A 23,200-nucleotide genomic window follows, 5' to 3' on the forward strand; every position below is an offset into this window, starting at 1 on the left:
GGCTGCGAGATGCTAACGCCGATGACGGCGGTCACTCGACGATCAACTCGGCGTCGCGTTCCAAGCCGGATATTCGCCATTCCTCGAGAAGCCGCACGTATTCGAGTGGCCCTCCGCCGTAGCCGCGGGTGAGGATGGTCGGCCGGTCGACCTGACCCTCGTTGTTGAAATAGCTTGGCGTGCACTCCTTCTCAAACTTGGCGCGGTCAACGGCTTTGGCTTTGATGATCTTCGACCATGTCTGCTCGGCATCAACGCGAACCTCCAGCGCGGCGATGTGTTCGTCCAGGCATCGCTTGATGATGGCGCCGGCGTGCTCTGCATGCTCGCCGAGCATGTGAGGAACGTTCACCGTCAGAGACGCCTGACAACCCTGCCCGATCATGAACATGTTGGGGAATCCATGCGCATAGATGCCGTGTAACGATGGGCATCCGTCGGCCCACCGCGTCGCCATGTCGACGCCGCCCTTGCCGATGATCTGGAACTCACCGGCTTCATGCGGTGGCACACCGACCGTGAAGCCCGTCGCGTAGACGATGCAGTCCAACTCGTATTCCGTGTCGCCGCACACGACACCTGCCGGGGTAATCCGGTCCACCCCGCGGCCCTGGGTGTCGACGAGCATCACGTTCGGACGGTTGAAGGTCTGCAAGTAGTCGTCGCTGTACAGCGGTCGCTTGCAGAATAGGTTGTACCAGGGCTTGAGTGCGTCTGCGGTGGCTTTGTCGGTGACCACGGCGTCGATCCGGGCCCGTATCTCCTCCATTTTTTGGTAATCGGCCAACTGGAGGAGCTCGGCAGGATCAGCGTCTGTGGCTGGATCACCGTTTGCCTGAGATCCCATCTTGCCGAATCGCTTCCACACGTCGGTCCACCGGTCGCCGACGAGATCTTCCTCTTGCGGAATCCCGCTGAGGATCGCGGTGAAGTTGACGATCCGCTTCTTTTGCCATCCGGGCTGCAGTGTGGCCGCCCAGTTGGGATCGGTCGGCATGTTGTTGCGGATATCGACCGATGCGGGGGTGCGCTGAAAAACGATGAGCTGCTTAGCGTCCGCACCCAGGTGAGGGATGCACTGGATTGCCGATGCGCCGGTGCCGATGATGCCAACCCGCTTGTCGCGCAGCCTGGTCAGGTTTCCGTCCGAGTTACCGCCTGTGTAGGAGTAGTCCCAGCGGCTGGTGTGGAAGGACCGCCCCCGAAATTCATCGATGCCCGGGATTCCGGGGAGCTTGGGGCGATGCAGGCTCCCACTTCCCAGGCAGACGAACCTGGCCTTCATTCTGTCGCCCCGATTGGTGTGGATCATCCATCGGGCGTCGTCGTCATCCCATTCGATTCGGGTGACCTGTGTCTGGAAGCAGGCATTGGAATAGAGGTCGAAGTGCTTCCCGAGCGCCTGGCAGTAGGCGAAGATCTCCTCCCCCTTGGCGTACTTCTCGGTCGGGATGTAGCCGAGCTCTTCCAGGAAGGGCATGTAGATATACGATTCGACGTCGCACCGTATTCCTGGATACCTGTTCCAGTACCAGGTCCCGCCGAAATCACCTGCCTTATCGATGATGCGGATGCTCTCGACGCCGGCCTGGCGCAGCCGGCCGGCGGTGATGAGGCCGGAAAAACCACCACCGAGGATCGCCACGTCGACGGAGTCGGTCAACGGTTCCCGGTCGACGCGTTCGGGCGCGTACGGGTCCTCAGCGAACGACGCGAAGCGACCCTGCATGGTCACGTACTGTGCGAGGCCGTCGGGACGCAATCGCTTGTCGCGTTCGGCGAGGTAACGCCGATGCAGTTCCTCGGGATCGAATCCCAGATTGGGATCGGTCAGTGCGCCGCCGGGTTGCTCACTCACAGTTCACTCGCCACCGTAGCTGCACGTGCTGACTGTTGCCGGCCGCGCGGGATGCTGATCTTTCGTACGAGCCGCTTCGGCAAGCCGGTAACTGATTTGTCGGCCACCGGGTCAAGCCTGCGGGCCCTTGACGACAGGCGCGCTGTCGTGCGGGTCAGCAGGGCATAGAGAGTCATTCCCTCGCCCCAGCCGAGCACGTTGCGCCCCGACTCAGAGCGCCAGTAGGTGTTCACTTCCGGGTACTGCCCGATGACGTTGCGGTTCAGGCGTTTCTGCAGTATCCAGTTGAAGACGTCCATGACACTCTTGCGGACTTCGATGGCGGTCACGTTTTTCTTCATCATCCGTTTCAGATTGGATGTCACGAACTCGGTCTGTCGTTCATGCATGAACATGATCGGGGCGCCGTTGGTGTTAGGCCCGTAGAGCATGTAGAAGTTGGGAAAGCCTGCGACGGTCAGCCCCAGGTAGGCCTGGGGCTCGCCCTGCCATACCTCTTGGATTGTTTTGCCTTCGCGTCCAACGACTTCCAGTGTGCTCAGGTAGGACGCCGCGGTGAAGCCCGTACACATCACCAGAGCGTCGACGGCACGACTGGTACCTGTGTCATCCACGACCGCGTCCTCGGTCACTGCCATCACGGCGTGCGGAACCAGCTCCACATTGTCCCGAAGCAGGGCGGGGTAGAACTTGCTCTCCTTGACCGGTCGCTTACCGCCGAACGGGTAATCCGGTGTGACGAGCTTTTGCAGGTCGGGGCGGTCGTGGAATACCGACTGAATGTAGTTTTCACATGCCAGCTGGGCCGCGATGTTCTGCTTGGTGCCCTCGATGAACGAGATGCCCAAAACTTTTTCATACGTGCGGAACTGCCGTAGTCGCACTAAGCGGCGATACATTGGCCGCAGCATCCGCGAGCGCTCGGCGGGCGTGAAATCCCGATCCGGTTTGGGCAGTACCCAGCCGGGCTGGCGCTGAAAGACATAGAGTTGCTCGACCAACGGCGCGATCGCAGGGACCAGCTGCGCACCGGTGGATCCGGTGCCGATCACCGCTACCCGCTTACCCCGCAGATCCACGCTGTGGTCCCAGCGCGCCGAATGCAACGCTGGGCCACGAAATTTGTCCAACCCGGGCCAGCTGGGAACCTTCGGGTTGCTGAAGAGCCCGACCGCGCTGACCACCACGTCGAAACGGTGGCGCTGGCCATCGGTCGTGTGGACGTCGTAGCTGTGTGTTGTCTCGTCCCATACCGCGCGGACCACCCCGGTGTTCAGCTTGATGTGCGGCAGCAGCTGGAAGCGGCTGACGACGTTCTGCAGGTACTGAAGCAGCTCGGGTTGCCTGACATGGGTTCGGGTGAAGTCGAATGAGTGAAAGCTGAAGGAGTAGAACGGCACGGCGGTATCGACTTCGGCGCCGGGGAACGTGTTTTCCCACCAGGTCCCGCCGATGCCATCGCTTTTTTCGAAGACCGTGAAGTCGGCTATCCCCAGGCGCCGCAGTGCCACCGCCATGCAGATGCCGCCGGCTCCGGCGCCGATCACTGCGACCCGGAGGGCGCGTTCGGTGGAGTCAACAGCAGGAACGACCGCGGCGTCATCAGGGACTTCCATAGGCAGCTCCGTTCCCGGCCCCGAACCACTTTACACACTGTCTATTAAATAGGCTAGATGTCCTCTCAACTATCGTCAAGTCGTCGATATTGCACTAGCATCACGGTCATGCCGCTCAATCCGGACGCAGTCGGTTACACGGCCAAACCCTATGAGGCAGCGTGGGACTCGAAAGACTGTCTGCTCTACGCCCTTGGTGTCGGCGCCGGATCACTCGACCCGACTGGCTTCGAGCTGGAATACACAACGGAAAACAGCGAGGCGATTGATCAGCGGGTGCTGCCGACCTTCCCGGTCGTGGTGCCACGGGGGGCAAAAGAAGCATTGACCGCAATCGGCGACTTCAACATGGCGATGCTGGTCCACGGCGAGCAGTCCGTCGAGCTGCACACAACGATTCCGGTGGCCGGTTCGGTGTCTTCGACCACCACGGTCACCGGTATCTACGACAAGGGCTCGGGAGCGGTTGTCACCACGAGTACCGTCGCCACCGAGATATCCACCGGCACCGCGCTGTGGACGCTGACCAATGCGATGTTCATCCGCGGCGAGGGCGGCTTCGGCGGCGATAGAGGGCCGTCGGGCCGAACGGAGCTCCCTCAGCGCGATCCCGATCATTGCGTCATTTACCGAACAAGGCCGGATCAGGCTCTTCTTTACCGGCTCTCGGGCGACCGCAACCCGTTGCACGCCGATCCGCGATTCGCGGCGCGTGCCGGCTTCGACAAACCAATCCTTCATGGCTTGTGCACCTTCGGGTTCACCGGGCGCGCTTTGCTTCACTCTGTGTGCCAGTCGGATCCCGATCGGTTCGTGCGCATGGCCGGCCGATTCTCCAAACCGGTTTTCCCGGGTGAGGACCTGACCGTTCGGGTCTGGATCACCGGGGCGGGAAACGCAGTGTTTCAAACCAGCACCCCCGCCGCCGTGGTCATCGACGCCGGGCAGTTCCGCTTCCGGTAGGCGACGAAAGAGGGGCGCACCCATGCATGAGGTCCACACCAACTGCCGGATCTGCGCCCAGCGATGCGGCGTCACCGTCACGGTGCAGGACAACCGGGCCGTCCGCATCGGGCCCGACAAGCAGAACCCACTTTCCTGGCGAGATTTCTGTGTGAAGGCCCGAACAGCCGCCGAGCTGGTCGAGCATCCCCGGCGCATCGTGGCGCCGATGCGCCGCGCCGGCGACCGCTATGTGCAGGCCACCTATGCGGATGCTTTTGCCGAGATCGGCGAGGCGCTCCGGGCCGTCGTCAACCGGGGTGGGCCCGATGCGGTGGGCTGCTACTTCGGCAATCCGGCCGGCTTCAACCCGTCGGCCATACCGGCCCTTATGCGCTTTATGGGCGCCCTGGGCAGCCATAGCATCTTCAACTGGGGCTCAGTCGATACCAACGCCAAGGCCGTCGTCAACGGCGAGATGTACGGGGTGACGCTGCTTCCCCTCATACCGGACGTCGATGACTGCGATTGCTTCTTGTTCGTGGGGGCCAATCCCGCCGAGAGCAAGATGAATTGGATTACCTCCGTACCCAACGGGTGGCGGCGGATCCTGGCCCGCGTGCAGCGCGGCGCCGACCTGATCGTGCTCGACCCGTACCGCACTGCCAGCGCGGCCGCGGCAACCGCGCACTCGGCCGTGCTGCCGGGCCAGGACTGGGCATTTCTGCTCGGAATGCTCAAAGTCATCTTCGACAACGGCCTGCATGACCGGGCGGCGTGTGAGGCCGAGCACGGCCTGGAGGATCTGCGCCGCCTCGCCGACGACGCCCGGCTCCCCCACCTCGCCGCGCGTGCCGGCGTCGAACCCGATGCCATCGAGTCCGCCGGTTTGGCCTTCGGCCGGGCCCGCACAGCGATAGCGACCGCGCGGACCGGTGCCTCACAGACCAGCCGGGGCACCCTCGCGATGTGGCTGACCGAGGTGCTCAACGTCATCACCGGCAACTGGGACCGCCCCGGCGGCAGGTACTTCCAGCCCGGCTATACCGAGCCGCACCTGCCTGCGTACGACCCCGATCCGCACGTGTCGCGGGTGGCCGGCCGCCCGGCCATCGAGGGCTGCCATTCGATGGCCGAACTGCCCGGCGAGATTCTCACCCCCGGACACGGCCAGATCCGCGCGCTGTTCATCGACCACGGCAACCCCGTTGTGTCCGGACCTGAAGGCGCCGCCCTGGATGCCGCACTGGCCGACCTGGAGCTGCTTGTCTCGGTTGACATGCTGCAGCGGGAAAGTCACCGCCGCGCCCATTGGCTGATTCCCGGCACGCACTGGCTCGAGCGCGCAGAGCTGGCGCCACATATCTCGATCCATCAGGAGTTGCCGTTTGCGCAGTACGCCGCGGCAGCCGTGCAGCCGCCCGGGCAGGTGCGCCCGGAGTGGGAGTTTTATCTCGGTCTGGGTCGGGCGCTTGAGCTGCCCGGGTATGGGCCGAACGATCCGGTGTACTCACCGGAAGATATGTGGCGGGGGGCGATCGAGCGAGGTGGGCGCATCACGTGGGATGAGATCGTCGCTCATCCGCACGGAATCATCCTGGGTGGTAGGGAGTTTGGGCATGCCCGTCACGTCCTGCGCACACCCGATCAGCGGATTCAGCTGGCGCCCTGGCGCTTTGTCACCGAAACGCGCCGCCAGCTCGCGTGTCCGCCCGATGCCCGCCCTGAAGGACTTCCATTCCGCCTCGGCAACCGTCGCCGCAACAGCTCGATGAATTCTTTCCTCAACGATTTGCCGGGCACGCGGCGGCTGGTTGATCGCAACAAAGCAGAGATTCATCGCATCGATGCCCAGCGACTGGGCCTCAAGGACGGCGACCGGGTGCGGGTACGGTCGGCGACTGCGACGATCGAGCTCGAAGTGGCGGTGACCGATGCGCCGCGACCCGGGGTTGTCATCGTCGAGCATGGTTGGGGCTCCCGCGTTTTCGATCCCATCGGTGCGGGCAGCCCCGATGTGCTGGGCGCCAACCGGAATCTGTTGACCGCGGCGACGGAGATAGACCCGCTATCGCAGATGTTGGCGTTCAACGAGACCTGGGTGGCGCTGGAACCGGTCGCTTGCGGTGGCGGCCACGAGAGCACCGTGCGCGTTGTCCGGCGTGGCACACCCGCCGGTTCTGGCGCTGCAGCGATCTGATCTCGTCACCCGCCGCGAGTACCACAGCGCCGAACAAAGGATGTCTTGCCGGATCAGTAGTCGGTGAATTTCGGCGGCCTGCGCTCCTGAAATGCCTTGGCGCCCTCACGGAAATCGTTCGACTCGATAAGCACCCGCTGACCCCGCTGTTCGCGCTCGAGTGCGGCCTCCAGCTCCGTCAGCGTGGCCGCATTGATGGCCTGTTTGGTTTTCCGCAGCGCCACCATCGGCCCCTTCGCCAAGGTCGAAATCACCCTGGCCACTTCGGTGTTGAACCCATCGGCCGGGTATAGCGCCGTCACGAGCCCCCACGCGTAGGCTTCGGCCGCGCTGATCCGCTCCGCGAGCAACGCCATGCGCATCGCGCGCACCCGCCCGACCGCTGCGGCGAACAGCGCCGATGCCCCGCCGTCGGTCATCAGGCCGACCGTGGTGAACGCCAGCACGAAAAACGCGTCCTCCGAAGCTAATATGACGTCGCACGCCAGTGCCAGCGAGGCTCCTATTCCCGCCGCGGGCCCCTGCACAACAGCCACCACCGGCTGCGGAAGGTTCACGATCGATCGGATGGCGCGGCTGGCGGTGCCGACAATCTCTGCCTGAGAACCGCTTGCGTTGCGCGCCGCCTGATCTTGGGCGCTGACCCCGGCGCCGGAGGAGAACCCGCGGCCGGCCCCACCGAGCCTGACCACACGGACACCGGGATCGGTGGCCGCCCTTTCCAGGGTATCTGCCATCGTGGCGTACATCGCCGCGGTGAGTGCGTTCAGGGTGTCCGGGCGGTTCAACGTGATTGAGAGCACGCCGTCGCAGAACTCGACGGCAAGGTCGTCGATGCCGGCGTATGCCTGGCCGTCGGAGTTGATCGTCGTCATTGCTGGTTCGTCCCTCTAACGATGCGTCTCAACCACGTGCTCGAGACCGAAGTCACCGAGCTGTTCGAAGGCAGCATCCTTTGCGGCCGTATCCTTGCCGGCGCCAATCACGCTGCGGTACACCAGCGCTCGCAGCTGGTTAGGCGATCCCAGCAGGCGCGCTGAAGACGCCCAGCGTTTGAGGTAGAAGTGCAGCGGGTTCTCCCAGGTGAATCCGATGCCGCCATGCACCTGCAGGCATTCCTTCGATGCCTTGCGCAGGGTATCGCCGGCCGCAGCCTTGGCCATCCGCGCCGATGTGATGCCCTCAGCGGCATCCGCGTTGCCGGCAACCATGTCATCGAAGCGACCCGCCGCGCGATAGGTGAGCGCTCGCGACGCCTCCAAAGAGACCAGGACATCGACAATGCGGTGCTTGAGCGCCTGGAAGGTCCCGATCGGCCTGCCGAACTGGTGACGTTGCTGCGCATAAATTGCCATGCGCTCCAGACAGGCGCGCGAGGCACCGATCATTTCCGCGGCCAGCACGATGGCACCGGCTGCCAGCGTCTGGCTGAAGAGCGGGCCCGGCTCGGTCCAGCTGACATGCTCCACGTCCTCCAGCGACACCGACACAGTTGTGAGCGGGCGGAAGACGTCCAGCACCCGCATCGGGCGAATCTGGATGCCCGGGGCATCGTTTCCGGGTCCGGCAACGGCGATCCCGTATCGCTCGCCGTCGCGTACCGGAACCAGCAGAAGCCCCGAGTTTTCCAGCTCAGGTACGAATGCGAACGTGCCATGCACGGCACGTCCGCTCACCGTGGCCGTAGGGGCCTGCCGGACATCCCACACCGCATCGTCACCGGACCACAGCAGCGTGCCGGGTACGCCATCGGCGATCCGGGGTAACAGCTCCGCCAGCTCACTGCCTCGTGCTGCGGACAGCAAGTGAGCCACCATCGTCGTGGCCAACAGTCGTGACGGCGCCATGGCGGCGCCCAGCTCCTCGGCGGCAATTGCGGCTTCGACGCAGCCGCCCCCGAGCCCTCCTTGATCCACCGGGATCGTCAAGGCGTGCAGTGCCATGTCGTCGCGCAGCGATCTCGCCAGCTCGGCGCCGCAGTCAGCGTGTCCATCGGCGTATTGCCGAATACGTTCGTCACCCCACGACTTTGCAAGGAGCCGACGGAACTGGGTTCGCAGTTCTCGGCGCTCGAACGTCTCGTTGCCGGTGTTAAGCGTTACTTGTGCCAACGAAATCTCCCGACCGCTTAAGCATTTCGTCCATCCATTCGTCATCCTCGGCCAGCAGGGGTGCGCGGCGGTATCCCGTTCGTGGCCGGCCGGCCTCCTTCCAGGGAAGAGCAAAAATGAAGGCCTTTTCCACCTCAGGGTGGTCCAGCTCGACGACGAATCCCCGTTGCGTCAGCTGGCTGTCGTCCAAGACCTGCTCGGGGGTAAGGACAGGCAGCGCGGTCATCGCAATGCCGGAACCGGCGGCGTTGTCGAGAATCTCCTGGCCGGTGGGCCCGTCCGCGGCCGCGCTCATATCCACCACAACGGCCCCGGCCGCCTGGGATACGACGACGTTATCCGCGTCGATTCCCAGCGCATCGGCCACCACACCGAACGGCAGCGTGTGGGCGGTGGCGACGGCGACCTGGCTCCCGTCGGGACAACGGACCAACAGCTCGGCGCAGCCGTCCGGCGTGTCGGCGTCGACGCCGGACAGTCCGATGCCGTCGAGCTTGGCTGCGACCACCTCTGCCATCGACAGGTCGAAGGCGCAACCATGGTCTGCCCCCAGCCACCACGCCGCTGCGACCGTCGCGCCCCACACTGCCACGCAATAGTCGGCGAACGACGTGCGCACCGTCACCTCCGCCTGACACTTCTCCTGCACCGTTTTGGCTAATCCCCCGAATGCGTGCACATTCGGGGCGTAGGCCTTGTAGTCCGCGCACGGCCCGGTTCGCCCGAAGCCCGAGATGGACACCGACGACTTTCCGGCGTCGGCGAACATCTGCGTTGACCGCACCCCCAACTGCTGCAGGCGGCGCGCGCCCAGGTTCTCCAGCAGGACGTCGGCCCACCGGCAGATCTGCTCGGCCCTGCCCTGATCCCCGCCGATACCCCGGTACACGCTGCGCTTGCAGTAGTTCGCCATCAAGAAGTAGGCGGCCCGCTCCTGCCCGGGCACCCCGTGCTTGAACGGACCATTACGACGATAGATGTCGAGGCGCTGCTGTTCTTCCAATCGGACGACTTGCGCGCCCATCGCGCCCAGGATGGCCCCGGCCAAGGGGCCGGCCAGGACGTTGGAGGCTTCGACCACTCGCAGCGCGCTGAGGGCGTTTCGCTCGTTGGTTCGGCGCTGTCTCGGCGTTCCGTGAGTCACCAGCCCGGGTAGTGTCGCGGTTCGCAAGGCGTCCGCGTCGTCGCGTATGAAGTCGCGCAACCGGAACTGGTCCGAGGTCCGGACATCCTCGAGCGTTCGCAGTGCCACGGCCGCGACACCGCCGGATTGGAGCAGCTCCTCACAGTCGAATTTCGAACGCTCACAGGTCCATTGCGAAACAGCGGCGTTGATGACATCGCGATTGGCGAGTCGGTCAATGACCGTTGGGTATTCCGCTGGCCACGTGGGCTGCCCGAGCACCTCTGAAGCTCGGCGCCACTGATGATCGTCCAGGACGATGATCCCGATCTCGCCATCTGTGCAACGGAAAACACCGGACGGAGTTGCATAGCGAGAAGCCCCCGCCGGCCCCCTGCACTCGTAGAGTCGGTGTGCGACTTCCTGCTGAATGGAGCAGAACGCGACCGCCTCTTGCGCGGAGACGTCGAGGTGCACCGACGGTGCGCCCTCGAGCCTCAGCGACATGGCGTGCAGCAGTGCCAGTGCCGCCATCTGGCCGGCGACTTTCAGCGCTTGCCGGCCGGGCATCGGATAGTAGTGGCCGTTTTGATCCGACACCGTCGACAACAAGCCGCCGGCGGCCGCGCAAAGAAGATCCGAACCCGGCAGGCCACCACGCGGGCCGTCCAGCCCGAACGCCGAAACCGTCACCCAGACACCGGATGAACGCTCCGCGACTTCGTCGATGTAGCGACTACTCGCACCCTCTGCGACCACATCGCAGATCACCGCATCAGCGGCCCGCGAGAGACCAGCTTGGGCGGCATTCAGATCGGGACCGGTCGCCACCTGCGCCCCGAGTACACGAAGGATTTGCGCCGCGGTCACCGCGGCTTGTCCGGTGCCCAGAACGACGACGGGACCTAGCGACCGCAGCAATTCGACCGACCGCGAACTGGTCATCGTCCCAGCCCGAGACACATGGCAGCGATGATGTCGTGCTGGATCTCGTAACTCCCACCGCCGATGCGGGCGACCGGCGAGTAGAGGAACTCCTGCCAGAAATCCCAATTCCCCTCGTTCGGCGTGTATTCCGCGACGTCCAGGCCCAGGATGTCCGTCGCCAGCTCGGACAGGTCGGCCGCCAGCTCTGCGCCGACGATCTTCATCACCGATGGCATATGCGGCGGGAAGTGGCCCTCGTCCTTGGCGAGCACACTAGCGACGTCGTACGCCATGGCCCGTGCGCTTTCGACGCGTTCAATCATTTTGCCCAAAGCGATTTCCGTGCCGGGGTCTGCGCCGCCGCGTTCGACCACCGCGGCCATCAGGTCGTCGAGGTCCCGGCGGAACATGGCTGCGGGGTTCGCACGCGCTCGTTCGTGCTGGAGCAAGACGTTGGAGGCTCGCCAACCGTTGTGCTCGGGCCCCACCAGATTGCTCACCGGCACCCGGACGTCGGAGAAGAACTCCTGGCAAAACGTGACTCCTCCGGTCAGTGACCGGATCGGATGCAGGGTCACCCCGGGAGACTTGAGATCGACCATCAACAGACTCAGCCCGCGGCCACCCCGCGACTCTGGATCTGTGCGGGCGAGCAGGATCATCCATTCCGCGTGCATCGCATGACCGGTCCAGATTTTGCTGCCGTTGACGACGTAGTGGTCGCCTTCCCTGCGCGCGGTCGTTCGCAAAGAGGTCAGGTCCGAGCCGGCTTCGGGCTCGGAGAACCCTTGGCACCACAGTCTTTCCATCGATGCGATCTTGGGGAGGTGCTCTTGTCGCTGTTCCTCGGTGCCCAGTTCCAGAAGGATCGGCGCGAGCATGTCCAGTCCGTTGAGGTTGGCGATCGGTACCCGCCGAAATGAGAGTTCCTCGCGGATGAGCATGTTGTCCAACGGGGTAAGACCGCGGCCACCGTAGCTCGGCGGCCAATGCGCGACCAGCCAGCCGTCGCGTGCCAGCTGGCTGTTGAACGACCTGACCCAGGCGAACTCTTCCTCGCTGGACCATTCCGGGGTTGCACCCGATGGCCCTTCATGCTCGACGGGAAAGTTCTCGTCGAGGTACCGCTTGAGCTCGTCAAGCATTTCGGCTTGCTGAGCGGACAGCGCCACACCGGTTCTCAACCCTCTACGCCTCCGGATTCTTGAAACGTCTGGATGCGACGCAATCGGTCGCCGGCCCGCTGTGGGCGCTACACCTCATCGCGGGCCGGGGACTCCATCGCTTCTCGACCGCATGGCTGTGGCTTGGATCGGGTTTGGCGGGCCGTTGTGCCGACGATCCCGGGGATCGTCGGATTTGAGGACAGCGACCCCGATGAGCAACACCGCCGACCTCCAGTCCTACCGCTGCTGCATTTCGTTCGCACTACATAGTGTCTATTTAGTAGAGTATCTATCCTGCCAGTGTTACGTCAAGGAAGGTGCGGCCGCATGACGAACGAGCGGTTACAGGAGATGCTCGACCACTACGAGATCAGGAAGACGCTGAGCGAGTACTGCCATGGGTGCGATCGCGGCGACGAAGCCCACATGGCCAGCGTGTATCTGGAGGACAGCATCGACGATCACGGTGCGCTACGGGCCCCGGGTCCTGAGTTCGCGCACGTGATGACCGAGCGGATTGTTACCACTACCAACAGCCTGTCGCACATGCTGGGTCAGTCGCTGATCAACGTGACCGGTGATGAGGCCGGTGCGGAGACCTATTTTTTGGCGGTCGCGCGGACCACCCGCGACGACGGCGTCGAGATGTGCAATCAACTCGGCGGCCGATTCGTCGACAAGCTCCAGCGCGAGGATGGCCGCTGGCTCATCAAGCATCGTTGCGTTGTGCGTGACTGGTCGATCAGCCTGCCGATTGACGTGGACTGGACGGTTGAGGAAAAGCTCCGGCCGGGCGAGCGGACGAATGCAGACCCGTCATTCGCGGCGCTGGGAATCACACACACAACCCATCCGAACTAAACGTCACCGGTCGGGTTTGCCCTGCTGCCCTTTTTCTCATCGTCAAAAGACGTGTGGGACAGTCTCTCTCGACGGACCGAGGCGTGGAAAACATTCCGGCGATGCGCCCAGCGGCTCAGCGTGCTGACCGATTTCGATCGTGAAATGGCGTAGCGGCTAAGGACTCTGGCGAGATTGGAGCGGTTACACAAGCCCAATCAGGCGCTGCCGTCGATCCCCTACCTGGTCGCGCGTTATCGATGACCCGTTCGATGCGGTGTGTTGTCAATCAACACCGGCACACCGGGGCCCGGGCAGGGGGCTGAAACCGCGACACCGCACATGTCGTTTTTCAGATAGCTGGGATAGTGCGGCATCCGGTCGACGTAGAAGGTGAACGCGATGTACACCAGGTTCATCACGACGAACATCGTGTTGGCCAGTCCGACCACTGCCAGTATGCGCAAGGATGTTTGGGTTTTCGGCGAAACCTGGAGTTCGTCGACGCCGCGCTCGACCGCCGAGCGTTCCCTGTCGTCTCTGGTGAGCCGTATCATCCCCACGACCGAGGCGTTCACGCCGGCGATGAGTGCCTCGTAGAGCGGAAACTGGTAGACGTGGCCGGAAAACAGCGACACCGAGTTGATCACGCCCGAGTAGGCGAAGAGCCGGGTCTGCAGGAAGACTGCTTCCATCACGATGTTGAAGACCCCGAAGACGAGAACACCGGTAAGGAATATCCCAACCTTGCCGATGTTGGGCCTGATCCGTCGCAGCCGACGAGCCATGGCGCAGAACAACATTCCGAACACGACGAACAGCCACGCGAACATCGGCAGGATCATCAAGAACGGTTCGGGCAGATTGGCGGCGTAGGGGCTGAGCCAGCCCGGGATATGGGAAGTCCAGGCGCCGAAGTTGATCAGGTACGAGTTGTAGAAGAAAACGGGCCTGGCAAAGTCGATGACCGGGTCCTGCCAGTACACACTGGCAAACGCGATGGCAACAAGCGCATCCCAGGCAAGTTTTCCTTCGCGCCGGGAGCGCCGCCACAGATAGATGACCAGGACGACAGCCCCGAGGACACAGGTCGCCTGCACGATCCATGCCGCCGCCTTGATCGCGGTCGGCACCGGATCGGCACCGGTCGGTTGGCGGTAGAGGTCACCGGAGAAGATCCACGATCCGTACACGTAGATCTGCACGAGCACAAAGACTGCACCCAGCCCCGACCAATAATGGATCGGGCGCAGCCGTGTGGTCAGCGCCAGCTGCTCCGGCGGTTGTGCCGCAACACCGGTGTTAGGTATCGAACGCGTCGCCATCGTGTCCCGCCACTTCAGTCGTTCAGCTTGTACAGGTTGATTGCGTTTTCGCTGAGGATCTTTCGTGCATCCGCCTCGCAGGTCAGATCGACGATCTCGTTGATGGCGTTCGCGGTGTAGCCGAAGGTGCCTTCGCTGTGCGGGTAGTCCTGCCCCCACATCACCCGGTCAGCGCCGAGATAGTCGAGCAGTTTCAGGCCGATGGTGTCGGTCTGAAACGTCGCGAACATGTTGTTGTGCCAGTAATGGCTCGGGCGGTGCTTCATCGGCCAGCCGAACAGTTCGCGGTGCGCGCCATAGGTGAGTTCGGCGTCCTGCAGAGCGCCGGCGATCCAGTTGATGCCGCCCTCGGCGAACACCACCTGCAGGTTCGGATGGCGGTCGAAGATGCCGCCGAAGATCAGGCTGCCGAAGGCCCGGCGGAAGGGAGCCGCTTGCATGATGAAGAAGGTTCCGAAGCCGCCCCGGCCGCCCGATGACGGAACCTCGCCGATGTGGAAGTTGACCGGCAGGTTCGCCTCGGCCACACACGCCCAGAAGCGGTCCATCTCCGGGCTGTCGTAGTCGATCACGTTGCCTTGAGCGTTCTTGCCGGGGTTGAACGGCAGCAGGAAGCTTTTGAGGCCGAGATCGACGATCTGCTGGATTGCTTTTTCGGCCCGATCAGGGTTCCACCAGTTGCTGCAGATGCCGACGCCGTAGAAGCGGCCGGGATTTTTCTTGTCGAGCTCGGCCATGTACTCGTTGTAGGTGCGGTACATCAATTCCTGCATGTCCTGGTCCGGGTAGCGGATGAAGGCCATCAGGCTGTGCGGATAGACGATCTCCTTGTTGATGCCTTCGGCGTCCAGGTGCTGGTTGCGGATGCGGAAGTCGAATCCGTCGTTGAGGACCGAGCGGGCGAGCGCGGTGTCGACATCGGCGCTTTCCGGATAGGCCTGCATCGCGTCCTTGAAGCCGACGCGCCAGTAACGATCGAACCAGACCCGCGGGGCGGCGTCGCGGCGGTCAGCCGGGAACCGCTCGTAGAAGATGTCTTCGGTGAGCTCGATGTGGTTGTCCGCCGAGACGAGGACGAGATCGGCGGGCAGCCTTGCGGTCTCGCGAGACTGGCCGATGCGGTCGACGATCATGCCGGCATCGGCGGCGAGCGGGTTTTCAAAGGTCAGGCGTTCGTCGAGCATGGCGACCTCTCCGTCGAATTCTTCGCAGGGCTTCGGAGGCGAGCACTCGAAGCCCCCGCCCAAGCCCAGACCTCGATCGCGGGTCTGACGGCGTGGACGAAGTGATGCTAACCACATCCCGACGTAAAGTGCAACACCGTGGCAAATTTAGTCCGGCGTGGCAAATATCGTGCCGGGCAGCATCTGCGGCCGCAGTGGGCGGAAAAAGGTTCGGAACTCCTCGACCAGCGCGCCGGGCTGTTCAGCGAACCCGAAGTGACCACCTCGGGGCATCAGGCTCCAGCGCTGCAGGTTGGTGCCGGCGGCTGCCACCGACCGGGGCACCAGCATGACTTCTTTGGGGTGGATGGCGAAGCCCGCCGGAACCTCAACCGCCGGCGTCCGGTCGTGCAGCCGTCGGAACGGGTCGAAACGGTAGCTCTCCCAATAGATTCGCAGCGATGTGCCGATCGTGCGGGTGAGCCAGTAGATCGACGCGAGAGTGCACAGAAAGTCACGGGTGTACGCGCTCAGCAGGTCACCGTCGCAGTCGCTCCACGCCCGGCGGCGCTCCCAGAGCCAGGCGGCCGTTCCGGCGGGCGAATCGACGAGTGCGTAGGCCAGTGTCTGCGGATCGAGGCTCTGCACGGTGAAATGGCTGGAGATGAGATCCCGGGTTTCCGCTTTGCGGGCCAGCATCCACTGCTCATCGGATGCGTACTGCTCGTCGGTGATAGCGGCCAAATCGAGCCCTGGATAGAACGGGATCGTCGCGAAGGCGCCAATCACCTGCTGCGGGTGGGCGTGTGCGATCTGCAGGGAGATCACCGCACCCCAGTCCCCACCGCCCACCGCATAGCGCTGGTATCCGAGCACTGCGGTCATCAGCGTTGCGAAGAGCTCCGCCAGGCGCGGCACGGCCAGGCCCGTCTGTGTGAGCGGTGTCGAGAAACCGAAGCCCGGAAGCGACGGAATGATGACGTCGAATGAGTCGAGGACACGGCCGCGATGAGAACCGGGGTCCGACAACGGGTCGATCAGCGCCTGAAAATCCATGAACGTCCACGGCCAGCCGTGCAGCAGTAGCAGCGGCACCGCGCCCGGGTTGGGGCTGCGCACGTGCACAACGTGCAGCGGCACCCCATCGATCACAACCCGGAAGTTCGCCAGTCGGTTGATGGTCCGCTCGTGCACGCACCAGTCGTAGTCCGTGCACCAATAGGCCAGCATGTCTGCGAGCCACTCGCGCTCGACGCCATACCGCCAGTCGCGGTTGCCGAGGTCGTCGGCCCAGCGTGTATTCGCAAGGCGGAACCGAAGATCATCAAGGTCCGCCTCGGGTACTTTGACCTCAAACGGTTCAGCCTTCACTTAGCGGTGCTCTGATGCCACGTATTGCTTGAGTTCCCATTCGCGGGGATCGTTGGCTGCGATCGGCAGTGCGTCGTCCGGGGTGCCGGCGATGACCTCGTCCCAGCGTGCCGCGACGGTCTCGGGGGTGAGCGGGTTTTCGGCGAAGCCGCCGGTCTCGGCGATGTAGACGCGGTTGACGAGCCCGCCGACGCCGGTGATCGTGTCGCCGGTGACCGGGCAGCTTTCATGCGACAAGAAGGCCGCGACTGGGGCCACCAGCTCGGCCGGAAGGCTGGTCTTGCACAGCTGATACATGGGCGAGCTCTCGTGCTGCTGGGCGGCCACCATGCGGGTAAACGCACCGGGATTCAGGGTGTTGACCTTGATGCCGTAGGCCTCTCCCTCGGCGGCCAGCGCGCGGGTGAACGAGAAGATGCCGCCCTTGCTGGCGCTGTAGGCGACCAGCATCGGCGCGCCGCTGAACGCGCCCGAGGAAGTGTTGACGATCCGGCCATAGCCCTTCCCCTTCATGTGTGGCCACGCGGCGCGGCAAGTCCAGATGGTGCCCATTAGGTTGGTCTCGATATGCAGCCGGATGTCATCTGCGGTGATCTCCTCGAACGAGGCCGCGATCGAGATGCCGGCGTTGTTGATCAGAATGTCGACGCCGCCGAAAGCTTCGATTGCGGTCTGGATGAGCGAGGCCGCACCCTCCACGGTCGCAACCGAATTGGTGTCCGCGACAGCGCTACCGCCCAAGGCGCAGATCTCCTCGGCTACCGCGGCGGCCGACGCAGTGCTCGGATATCCCGGTGCCACCGCACGGTCGATGTTGTTGACGATGACGTTGGCGCCGCGTGCCGCGAGCAGGAGCGCATGAGCGCGGCCGATGCCGGGATTCCCACCGGCACCGGTGACGATCGCGGTCCGCCCGTCGAAACGAAGTTCAGTCATGAGTGCCTTTCTTTCCTCACCGAGCGGCGCTGCCCTCACTGGGTCTGACGACCCGCAGTTTTGACCGCGCGGCCTGCGTTCATACGTATTGGCGCAGCGCCGTGAAGCTCTTCATGGTTTCGGTGTCTTCGAGTTGGATGTCGAGCGCTCGGGTGAGCATTGCCATCGTGGTGTAGGTGCCGACCAGGGCGACGATTTCCATCAGTTCGGCCGCAGAGTAGTGCTCGGCCAGCGCTTTCCACGTTCTGTCGCTGATCGTGAAGTCGCGCACCAGCTCCCCGGCGGCACCCGCAAGCAGGTCGTGGATCGGCGACAGGCCCACACCTGTTCGGGCCGCCCGGATTTCGTCGTCAGACAAGCCGGTCGCGTGCGAAATCAACACATGGTGTGCGGCTTCATACACTTCGCCGGTCAGCGCGCAGGTCCGCAAGATCAGCACCTGCCGATCGTGCGGCGGTAGTTCCGATTGGGCGACCACCTTGGTGAGCAGCGGTAGGAAGGCGTCGAACAGGCGCGGGTTGTGCATGAGGACCCGGTTGAAGTGCAACTCGTCCCAGCCACCCATCCTCGATTTCTGCTCGGGGGTGAGTGCGTCCACCTCGATCGGGGAAATACGCGGCGTGCGCGGGGCGGCATTGGCGGACATTGCTTCTCCTCACAAAAGGCGGCCGGAAAATGCTCGGCAACTACGTTCAGGGCGATCGGCGTTCGGCCTCACGCCCCGCAGTCGAACTGGTGGCCGCGCGGTCATGGTCATGCGCACAGGCCGCCGTCCACCGCGATCGTCTCGCCGGTGAGAAAGCCCGGGGCGTCGTCGCATAGCCACAGTGCGACAGCGGCGATCTCGTGTGCCTCGGCGACCCGGCCGACGGGGTTCGCCGACACCAGCTGTTCGATGATCTCGGCCGACATCGACTGCCGAAACATCGGTGTGTCGACCGTGCCGGGACAGACCGCATTCACACGCACTCCCTGCCGACCGTATTCGCGTGCCGCCACCCGCGTCAGACCGATCACGCCGTGCTTGGCGGCCGTGTACGCCGGCACGCTGGGAGCGGCCCGCAGTCCGGCCACCGATGCACAGTTCACAATCGAACCGCCGCCCGATTTGATGAGCGCGGGAATCTCATAGCGCATACAGGACCAGGTGCCGGTCAGGTCGACGGCGATTACCCGGTTCCAGTTCTCCATGGTGCATTCCGCTGTGGCATTGCCATGTTCGCCATCGATGCCAGCCGCATTGAACGCGGCGTTGAGGCCTCCGTAGGTCTCCACAACCTGGGCCACGGTTGCCGCCACGGCCGCATCGTCGGTGACGTCACAGCCGAAAAACGCGCACTCACCCGACTCGCGCAGTTCGGCTTCGGCTTCGCGGCCCCCCTCCTTGTTCACGTCGACGAGCGCCGTCGCATAGCCGCGACGTACAAAAGCCTCTGCCGCCGCGCGACCTATGCCAGAACCCGCACCGGTCACCAAGGCGATACCGCGCCCCACTTTGGTTGTCATGGCTCCTCATCTGTTGTCGTCCGGCCCGACACCAGGTGGTGCGTGTCGAAATCGGTTGTTGTCGAGACAAACCGGGCGTGGCGCTCAATGCAGAGCCAGCTGCCGATCCGCGCGTGGCGGACTCGCGGGCCGCTCGGCCGTTTGCGCAGTCAGTCGATCGATGACCAGCACGCCATCGCGGATGACGGCCTTGAGGGCATCGTTGGGGCGTGCGAGCAACGAAAGGTCCGCAAGAGGATCACCATCGACCACGATGAGGTCGGCCAGAGCGCCCGGCTCGATCACACCGACCCGCTCCGGCGGATCCACCAGCAGCTCGCCGGCGTTGCTAGTGCCCCAGCTGAGCACATCGGCCGCCGAAAGCCCTTCGATCGCACCATAATAGGCGAACTCGCGACCGTAGTTGCCAACCTGGTGATCGAGAGGGTCGTCGTCAAGCAGGTTGCGGAAGATGCCGCTGTAGTCGTCGCCGATCAGGATTCGGACTCCGGCGGCCTGCGCCACCGGCAGCATGGCTCGCACATGGTCGTACTGCTCTCGCGTCACGCCGACCTCAGCGGCATAACCGATTTCGAGCAGACTCCACGGGTAGATGAGGCTCGGCACCCAGAAGGTCCCCGCCTGCACCATCGCCTCGATGACTTCCTCGTCGATCTCATCCCCATGGTCGATTAGGTCGAGCCCGAGTTCGATGCACTCCAGCATCATCGCCTTATCGGAAACATGGGTGCGTACCTTCGCTCCTCGCTCATGAGCGGTGTTGATGATCGCCGCGATCTCATCGCGGGACATGTTGCGCGTCGTGCGATGCAGCTGACCATGACCGGCACTGGCGAAGATTTTGATCGTCTCGACACCGCGATTGATCTCCTCGCGGACCAAAGCACGCATGGCCTCGGGGCCGTCAGCGCAGACGTCGGTACCCGGCGTCTGGTAGCGCTTCCACCACCGCCCACCGTTATTCATGTCGCCGGTGGTGCCCAGGTGATGCCCGCACGCCCGAATCCGGGGACCCGGGATGATGCCCTCGGCGATGGCCATTTTGAGCTGGGCATCGATATCGTGCGCGCACGACGCGCCGGCGTAGCCGGTGAAGCCGCTTTCCAGCAGCACGCGGCAGGTGCGCACGCCGATCGCCATCATGACGCCGGGCGGTAGCTCCTTGCCCGGCCGCTCGGTGGCGGCGATGGAGATGTCGAACTTGTAGAAGTCGGGGTGCAGGTGGCAGCTGATCAGACCGGGCATCAGGGTCATGCCGCCGACATCGACCGCCTCTGCCGAGTTTGCCTGCGAATCATCGTCGATCGCCGTGATGCGGTTCCCGTCGAGCGTCACGCTGTGGGTGCCCGGCAGCATTGCGCGGCCATCGAAGATCCTGGCGTTGTTAAGTCTCAGCATCGTCGTCCCTTCGGTCGATGTGAAATGTCTTGGCAGGACTACTCGCTCGCTCGGCCGCGCCGGCTCAGCCGCCACTCGGGGGGAAACTGCGCGTCGTTGTCGCGCACCGCATTGGTCAAACCGCGATCTCGGGTCTTGTCGTCCAGCTCAAACGAATCCGGGTCCGGCTGGAGCTGGTCGAGAGTCGACTCGAGCATGCCGGTGAGGATGCTGCCCATGTACTCGCCCTGGTGCTGCTTGAAGATCTCGAAGAACGTTTTTTGGGCGAACACCGTATCGGTGGGCCGGGTTCGCGCACAGGCCAGGGCGTACTTCTCCGTGGTCGTTTCCAGCTCGTTGAATGGGACCACCGCGTTGACGAAGTTGCACTCGTACATCTCCTGAGCGGTAAACGGTCGCCCGGTGAACACCATTTCCATGAACTTGCGAAGGCCCATCATCGTGCACCACTGCCACTGGCGTGCGGCGAAACCCGCGTAGCGCCACGCGGCGTGGCCGAAAAGGGAGTCGTCGGAAGCGATCACGATGTCGGCGTCGGCGGCCTGATAGAAGTGCCAGCCGTAGCAGTAACCGCGCACCTCCAAGATGCTGATCTTCTTGAAATCCTGCAGGCTGCGCATCCCTGCACGCGGATCGGTGTAGAACTGCACGTGCGACGCCCGGTGGCGATAGGAGCCTTTCGGCGGGTATCTGACGTCGGCGTCGTCGGGCACCCGCACGGTGTGGTTCATGGTGACATCGCCGCGGCCGGCCATGATGTCCAGCAGTTCCGTCAGGTCTGCGCCGCTGCCCAGATTGGGCCCGTTCGCCCGGATCACCAGTACCTTCACGTCATCATCGATGCCGGCGCGATGAACCAGGTCGGCGAAGCGATGCTCGGCATCGATGGTCATCCCGTTGAGTTCATCGGCGCGATCGAGCGTGATCGTGGCGATCTTCGTTTTCGGGTTCTTCTGGTAGCGGACGATCTCGTCTGCCGGCGGCCGGCTGCGGTTTTCGGGCAATTGCTGAGCACCCCTGTCGATTTCCGGTTGTTTGAGGGTCGCGCGATTCGGCGTCATGTCGATGCGCGATGCGATGAACTCGGCAAGTTCGAAGAGCCGTACCTTTCCCGTCGCCGTCCGTGGCACGTCGTCATGCGAGACGAACACGATGCGGCGGGGAACCTTGAAGCTCGACAATGTCTGGCGCAGCGCCTCTTTGAGGTCGCTTTCGGTGGGCGCGGAACCGTTCGCGGGAATGACTGCGGCGGCGACGATTTCACCGCGCTCCGGATCGGGCAGCCCGGCCACCAGCGATAATTCCACATCGGGCAGCGCGTTTAGTGCCGCCTCGACTTCCAGGCGCGAGACGTTGGCGGAGTTGGTCTTGATCATGTCGCCGGTCCGGCCGACGAAGTAGGCGTAGCCGTCGGCGTCGAGCCGTACGAGATCACCGGTCGGATAGAACCCGTCGGGGGTAAATACCGTGCGGCGGTCCATTTTGTAGAAGCCGGTCATCAGCGCTCCGCCGCGCAGCTGGAGCTCTCCGACTTCATCGACTGCTACCTGTGCACCGGTCTGTGGATCAACGACCCGGCGTTCGATTCCGTTCACCGCGCGGCCCGACGCGCCCGCTTTGGACTCGGGCAGGCGGTGATTGATCGGCTCGGCGCTGTGCGGCCCGAAGCTCTCGGACATCCCGAGCAGGTTGGCCTGAAGGTGTGGCGGGATGATCTCGTCGTGCTCGTCGCGTGACGGTGCCCCGGTGACCCGGATACCGTCGAGGTCGACGCCGCGAGCGGCCGCCGCCGCCCGCAGTTTGGTCGACACATGCCAGACCACGATGTTGGTGACGTTGCACCGTCCGATCGTGTCGAGCACCGTGTCGATGTCCGGGCCGGCCGGATACACCAACGTCCCACCGGTGCTCAGCACCTGCAGGGCCGTCATGATGCCGCCCATCCAGAAAGCCGGCAGCAAACACAGGGTACGGTCAGTGCTCTTCAGGCCGAAATAGGTTGCGAGCGTCGCAGGTTGGCGCGCCACCGCCCACTGGCCGTGCATGACAGCCTTGGGAACGGCGGTGCTCCCGGAGGTGTAGACGACGAACGCATCGTCGCCGGGAACGACCTCGTGCTCGAGGGCCGCCAGTAGCGCGTCATCGGGTGCGTCAGGGCCATCAGCACGACTCAGCAGATCATCGACCGATCGTGCCCACGGCAGCCCGGCGACATCGTCGAGCCAGACCGACCGCAGGTATGGTGCGCCGGCGACCCGCAGCGTCCCGGCCGTCCCGTCACACACGCCGGGCAGGGCTGCGGTGAGTTTCTCGCCGTAGTCGTGATTCAAAAAGCGGCGCGCGCCGATCACGATCTGGGCGTCGCTGGTGCGCAGGATCTGCGCGAGCTCGCTCGGTGTCGTCAGGGTGCTGATGGGTGTGACGAGCGCACCGATGCGCAAGGCGGCGTAGAAAGTCGTCAGCCACAGGGCCGTGTCGGGCGCCAGCAGAGCGATTCGGGTTCCCTTGCCGGCGCCGATCGCCAGCAGCGCCCGGGCCATCTTTGCGCAACGCTGATCGAGTTCCCGGTAGCTCAGTGTTTCGTCCGCGGCAACCAGCGCATCGTGCTCCGCGCGCGCCGCGACGGTCTGGGCGAGCAGCTTCGGAAATGTTGACACCGGTTCGATCTCCGGCGGCGTGGCGACGGTTTTCGTGGTTGGCGACACGGTGACATCCATT

The 23,200-nt window shown here is 64.0% G+C and carries 17 protein-coding genes and 1 pseudogene; 3 read left to right on the forward strand and 15 right to left on the reverse strand.

Annotated features, from left to right (window positions below; translation table 11 throughout):
• Positions 1–31 precede the first annotated feature (31 nt).
• Positions 32–1,858: a flavin-containing monooxygenase gene (locus G6N47_RS28275; RefSeq protein ID WP_232080459.1), complete on the reverse strand. Its 1,827-nt coding sequence runs from the start codon at positions 1,856–1,858 to the stop codon at positions 32–34.
• Positions 1,855–3,474, reverse strand: coding sequence for a flavin-containing monooxygenase (locus tag G6N47_RS28280; RefSeq protein ID WP_083130584.1), 1,620 nt, complete (start codon positions 3,472–3,474; stop codon positions 1,855–1,857). Before G6N47_RS28280 ends, G6N47_RS28275 begins: the two co-directional genes overlap by 4 nt.
• 108 nt (positions 3,475–3,582) lie before the next feature.
• Here G6N47_RS28280 and G6N47_RS28285 point away from each other — a divergent pair, with 108 nt between their 5' ends.
• Positions 3,583–4,437, forward strand: coding sequence for a MaoC/PaaZ C-terminal domain-containing protein (locus G6N47_RS28285; RefSeq protein ID WP_083130585.1), 855 nt, complete (start codon positions 3,583–3,585; stop codon positions 4,435–4,437).
• Between the two features lie 22 nt (positions 4,438–4,459).
• On the forward strand, positions 4,460–6,616 hold the full coding sequence (locus G6N47_RS28290; RefSeq protein WP_083130586.1) for a molybdopterin-containing oxidoreductase family protein: 2,157 nt from the start codon (positions 4,460–4,462) through the stop codon (positions 6,614–6,616).
• 53 nt (positions 6,617–6,669) lie between these two features.
• On the opposite strand, the gene G6N47_RS28295 is transcribed toward G6N47_RS28290, so the two are convergent.
• The 4 genes from G6N47_RS28295 to G6N47_RS28310 are packed head-to-tail and all read right to left on the reverse strand — an operon-like array spanning position 6,670 to position 11,961.
• Positions 6,670–7,491, reverse strand: a complete 822-nt coding sequence (locus tag G6N47_RS28295) for an enoyl-CoA hydratase (protein ID WP_083130587.1) — start codon at positions 7,489–7,491, stop codon at positions 6,670–6,672.
• Between the two features lie 15 nt (positions 7,492–7,506).
• Positions 7,507–8,772, reverse strand: coding sequence for an acyl-CoA dehydrogenase family protein (locus G6N47_RS28300; protein ID WP_083130588.1), 1,266 nt, complete (start codon positions 8,770–8,772; stop codon positions 7,507–7,509).
• Positions 8,708–10,795, reverse strand: coding sequence for a CoA transferase (locus tag G6N47_RS28305; RefSeq protein ID WP_083130589.1), 2,088 nt, complete (start codon positions 10,793–10,795; stop codon positions 8,708–8,710). The genes G6N47_RS28300 and G6N47_RS28305 overlap by 65 nt, the downstream gene beginning before the upstream one ends.
• A complete protein-coding gene (locus G6N47_RS28310) occupies positions 10,792–11,961 on the reverse strand; it encodes an acyl-CoA dehydrogenase family protein (RefSeq protein ID WP_139799384.1) in 1,170 nt (389 codons plus the stop codon). The genes G6N47_RS28305 and G6N47_RS28310 overlap by 4 nt, the downstream gene beginning before the upstream one ends.
• 333 nt (positions 11,962–12,294) lie before the next feature.
• Between G6N47_RS28310 and G6N47_RS28315 the strand changes: the two genes are divergently transcribed.
• On the forward strand, positions 12,295–12,804 hold the full coding sequence (locus G6N47_RS28315; RefSeq protein ID WP_163659962.1) for a nuclear transport factor 2 family protein: 510 nt from the start codon (positions 12,295–12,297) through the stop codon (positions 12,802–12,804).
• Between the two features lie 233 nt (positions 12,805–13,037).
• On the opposite strand, the gene G6N47_RS28320 is transcribed toward G6N47_RS28315, so the two are convergent.
• From G6N47_RS28320 to G6N47_RS28360, 9 genes and pseudogenes are all read right to left on the reverse strand, one after another.
• Positions 13,038–14,108: a spirocyclase AveC family protein gene (locus G6N47_RS28320; RefSeq protein ID WP_083130592.1), complete on the reverse strand. Its 1,071-nt coding sequence runs from the start codon at positions 14,106–14,108 to the stop codon at positions 13,038–13,040.
• Positions 14,109–14,122: 14 nt separating this feature from the next.
• The gene (locus tag G6N47_RS28325; RefSeq protein ID WP_163659964.1) at positions 14,123–15,292 is read right to left on the reverse strand and encodes an amidohydrolase family protein; all 1,170 of its coding nucleotides are present in this window, start codon (positions 15,290–15,292) and stop codon (positions 14,123–14,125) included.
• Between the two features lie 147 nt (positions 15,293–15,439).
• On the reverse strand, positions 15,440–16,642 hold the full coding sequence (locus G6N47_RS28330) for an epoxide hydrolase family protein (RefSeq protein ID WP_083130594.1): 1,203 nt from the start codon (positions 16,640–16,642) through the stop codon (positions 15,440–15,442).
• Positions 16,643–17,578: an SDR family NAD(P)-dependent oxidoreductase gene (locus G6N47_RS28335; protein ID WP_083130595.1), complete on the reverse strand. Its 936-nt coding sequence runs from the start codon at positions 17,576–17,578 to the stop codon at positions 16,643–16,645. It abuts the gene before it with no gap.
• A 79-nt stretch (positions 17,579–17,657) separates the two neighbouring features.
• On the reverse strand, positions 17,658–18,224 hold the full coding sequence (locus G6N47_RS28340) for a carboxymuconolactone decarboxylase family protein (RefSeq protein ID WP_083130596.1): 567 nt from the start codon (positions 18,222–18,224) through the stop codon (positions 17,658–17,660).
• A gap of 107 nt (positions 18,225–18,331) precedes the next feature.
• A complete protein-coding gene (locus tag G6N47_RS28345) occupies positions 18,332–19,084 on the reverse strand; it encodes an SDR family oxidoreductase (RefSeq protein WP_083130597.1) in 753 nt (250 codons plus the stop codon).
• 84 nt (positions 19,085–19,168) lie between these two features.
• Positions 19,169–20,482 (reverse strand): amidohydrolase family protein, encoded by a 1,314-nt coding sequence (locus tag G6N47_RS28350; RefSeq protein ID WP_083130598.1) that lies wholly within the window; start codon positions 20,480–20,482, stop codon positions 19,169–19,171.
• A 38-nt stretch (positions 20,483–20,520) separates the two neighbouring features.
• Positions 20,521–21,486 carry an enoyl-CoA hydratase/isomerase family protein gene (locus G6N47_RS28355; protein WP_232080480.1) on the reverse strand — a complete coding sequence of 322 codons (966 nt, stop codon included), beginning with the start codon at positions 21,484–21,486 and terminating at the stop codon, positions 20,521–20,523.
• Between the two features lie 114 nt (positions 21,487–21,600).
• Positions 21,601–23,199: pseudogene (locus G6N47_RS28360) on the reverse strand (class I adenylate-forming enzyme family protein); the annotation flags it as partial.
• Position 23,200 lies beyond the last annotated feature (1 nt).

It is taken from the genome of Mycobacterium branderi (assembly GCF_010728725.1).
Lineage (GTDB): Bacteria > Actinomycetota > Actinomycetes > Mycobacteriales > Mycobacteriaceae > Mycobacterium > Mycobacterium branderi.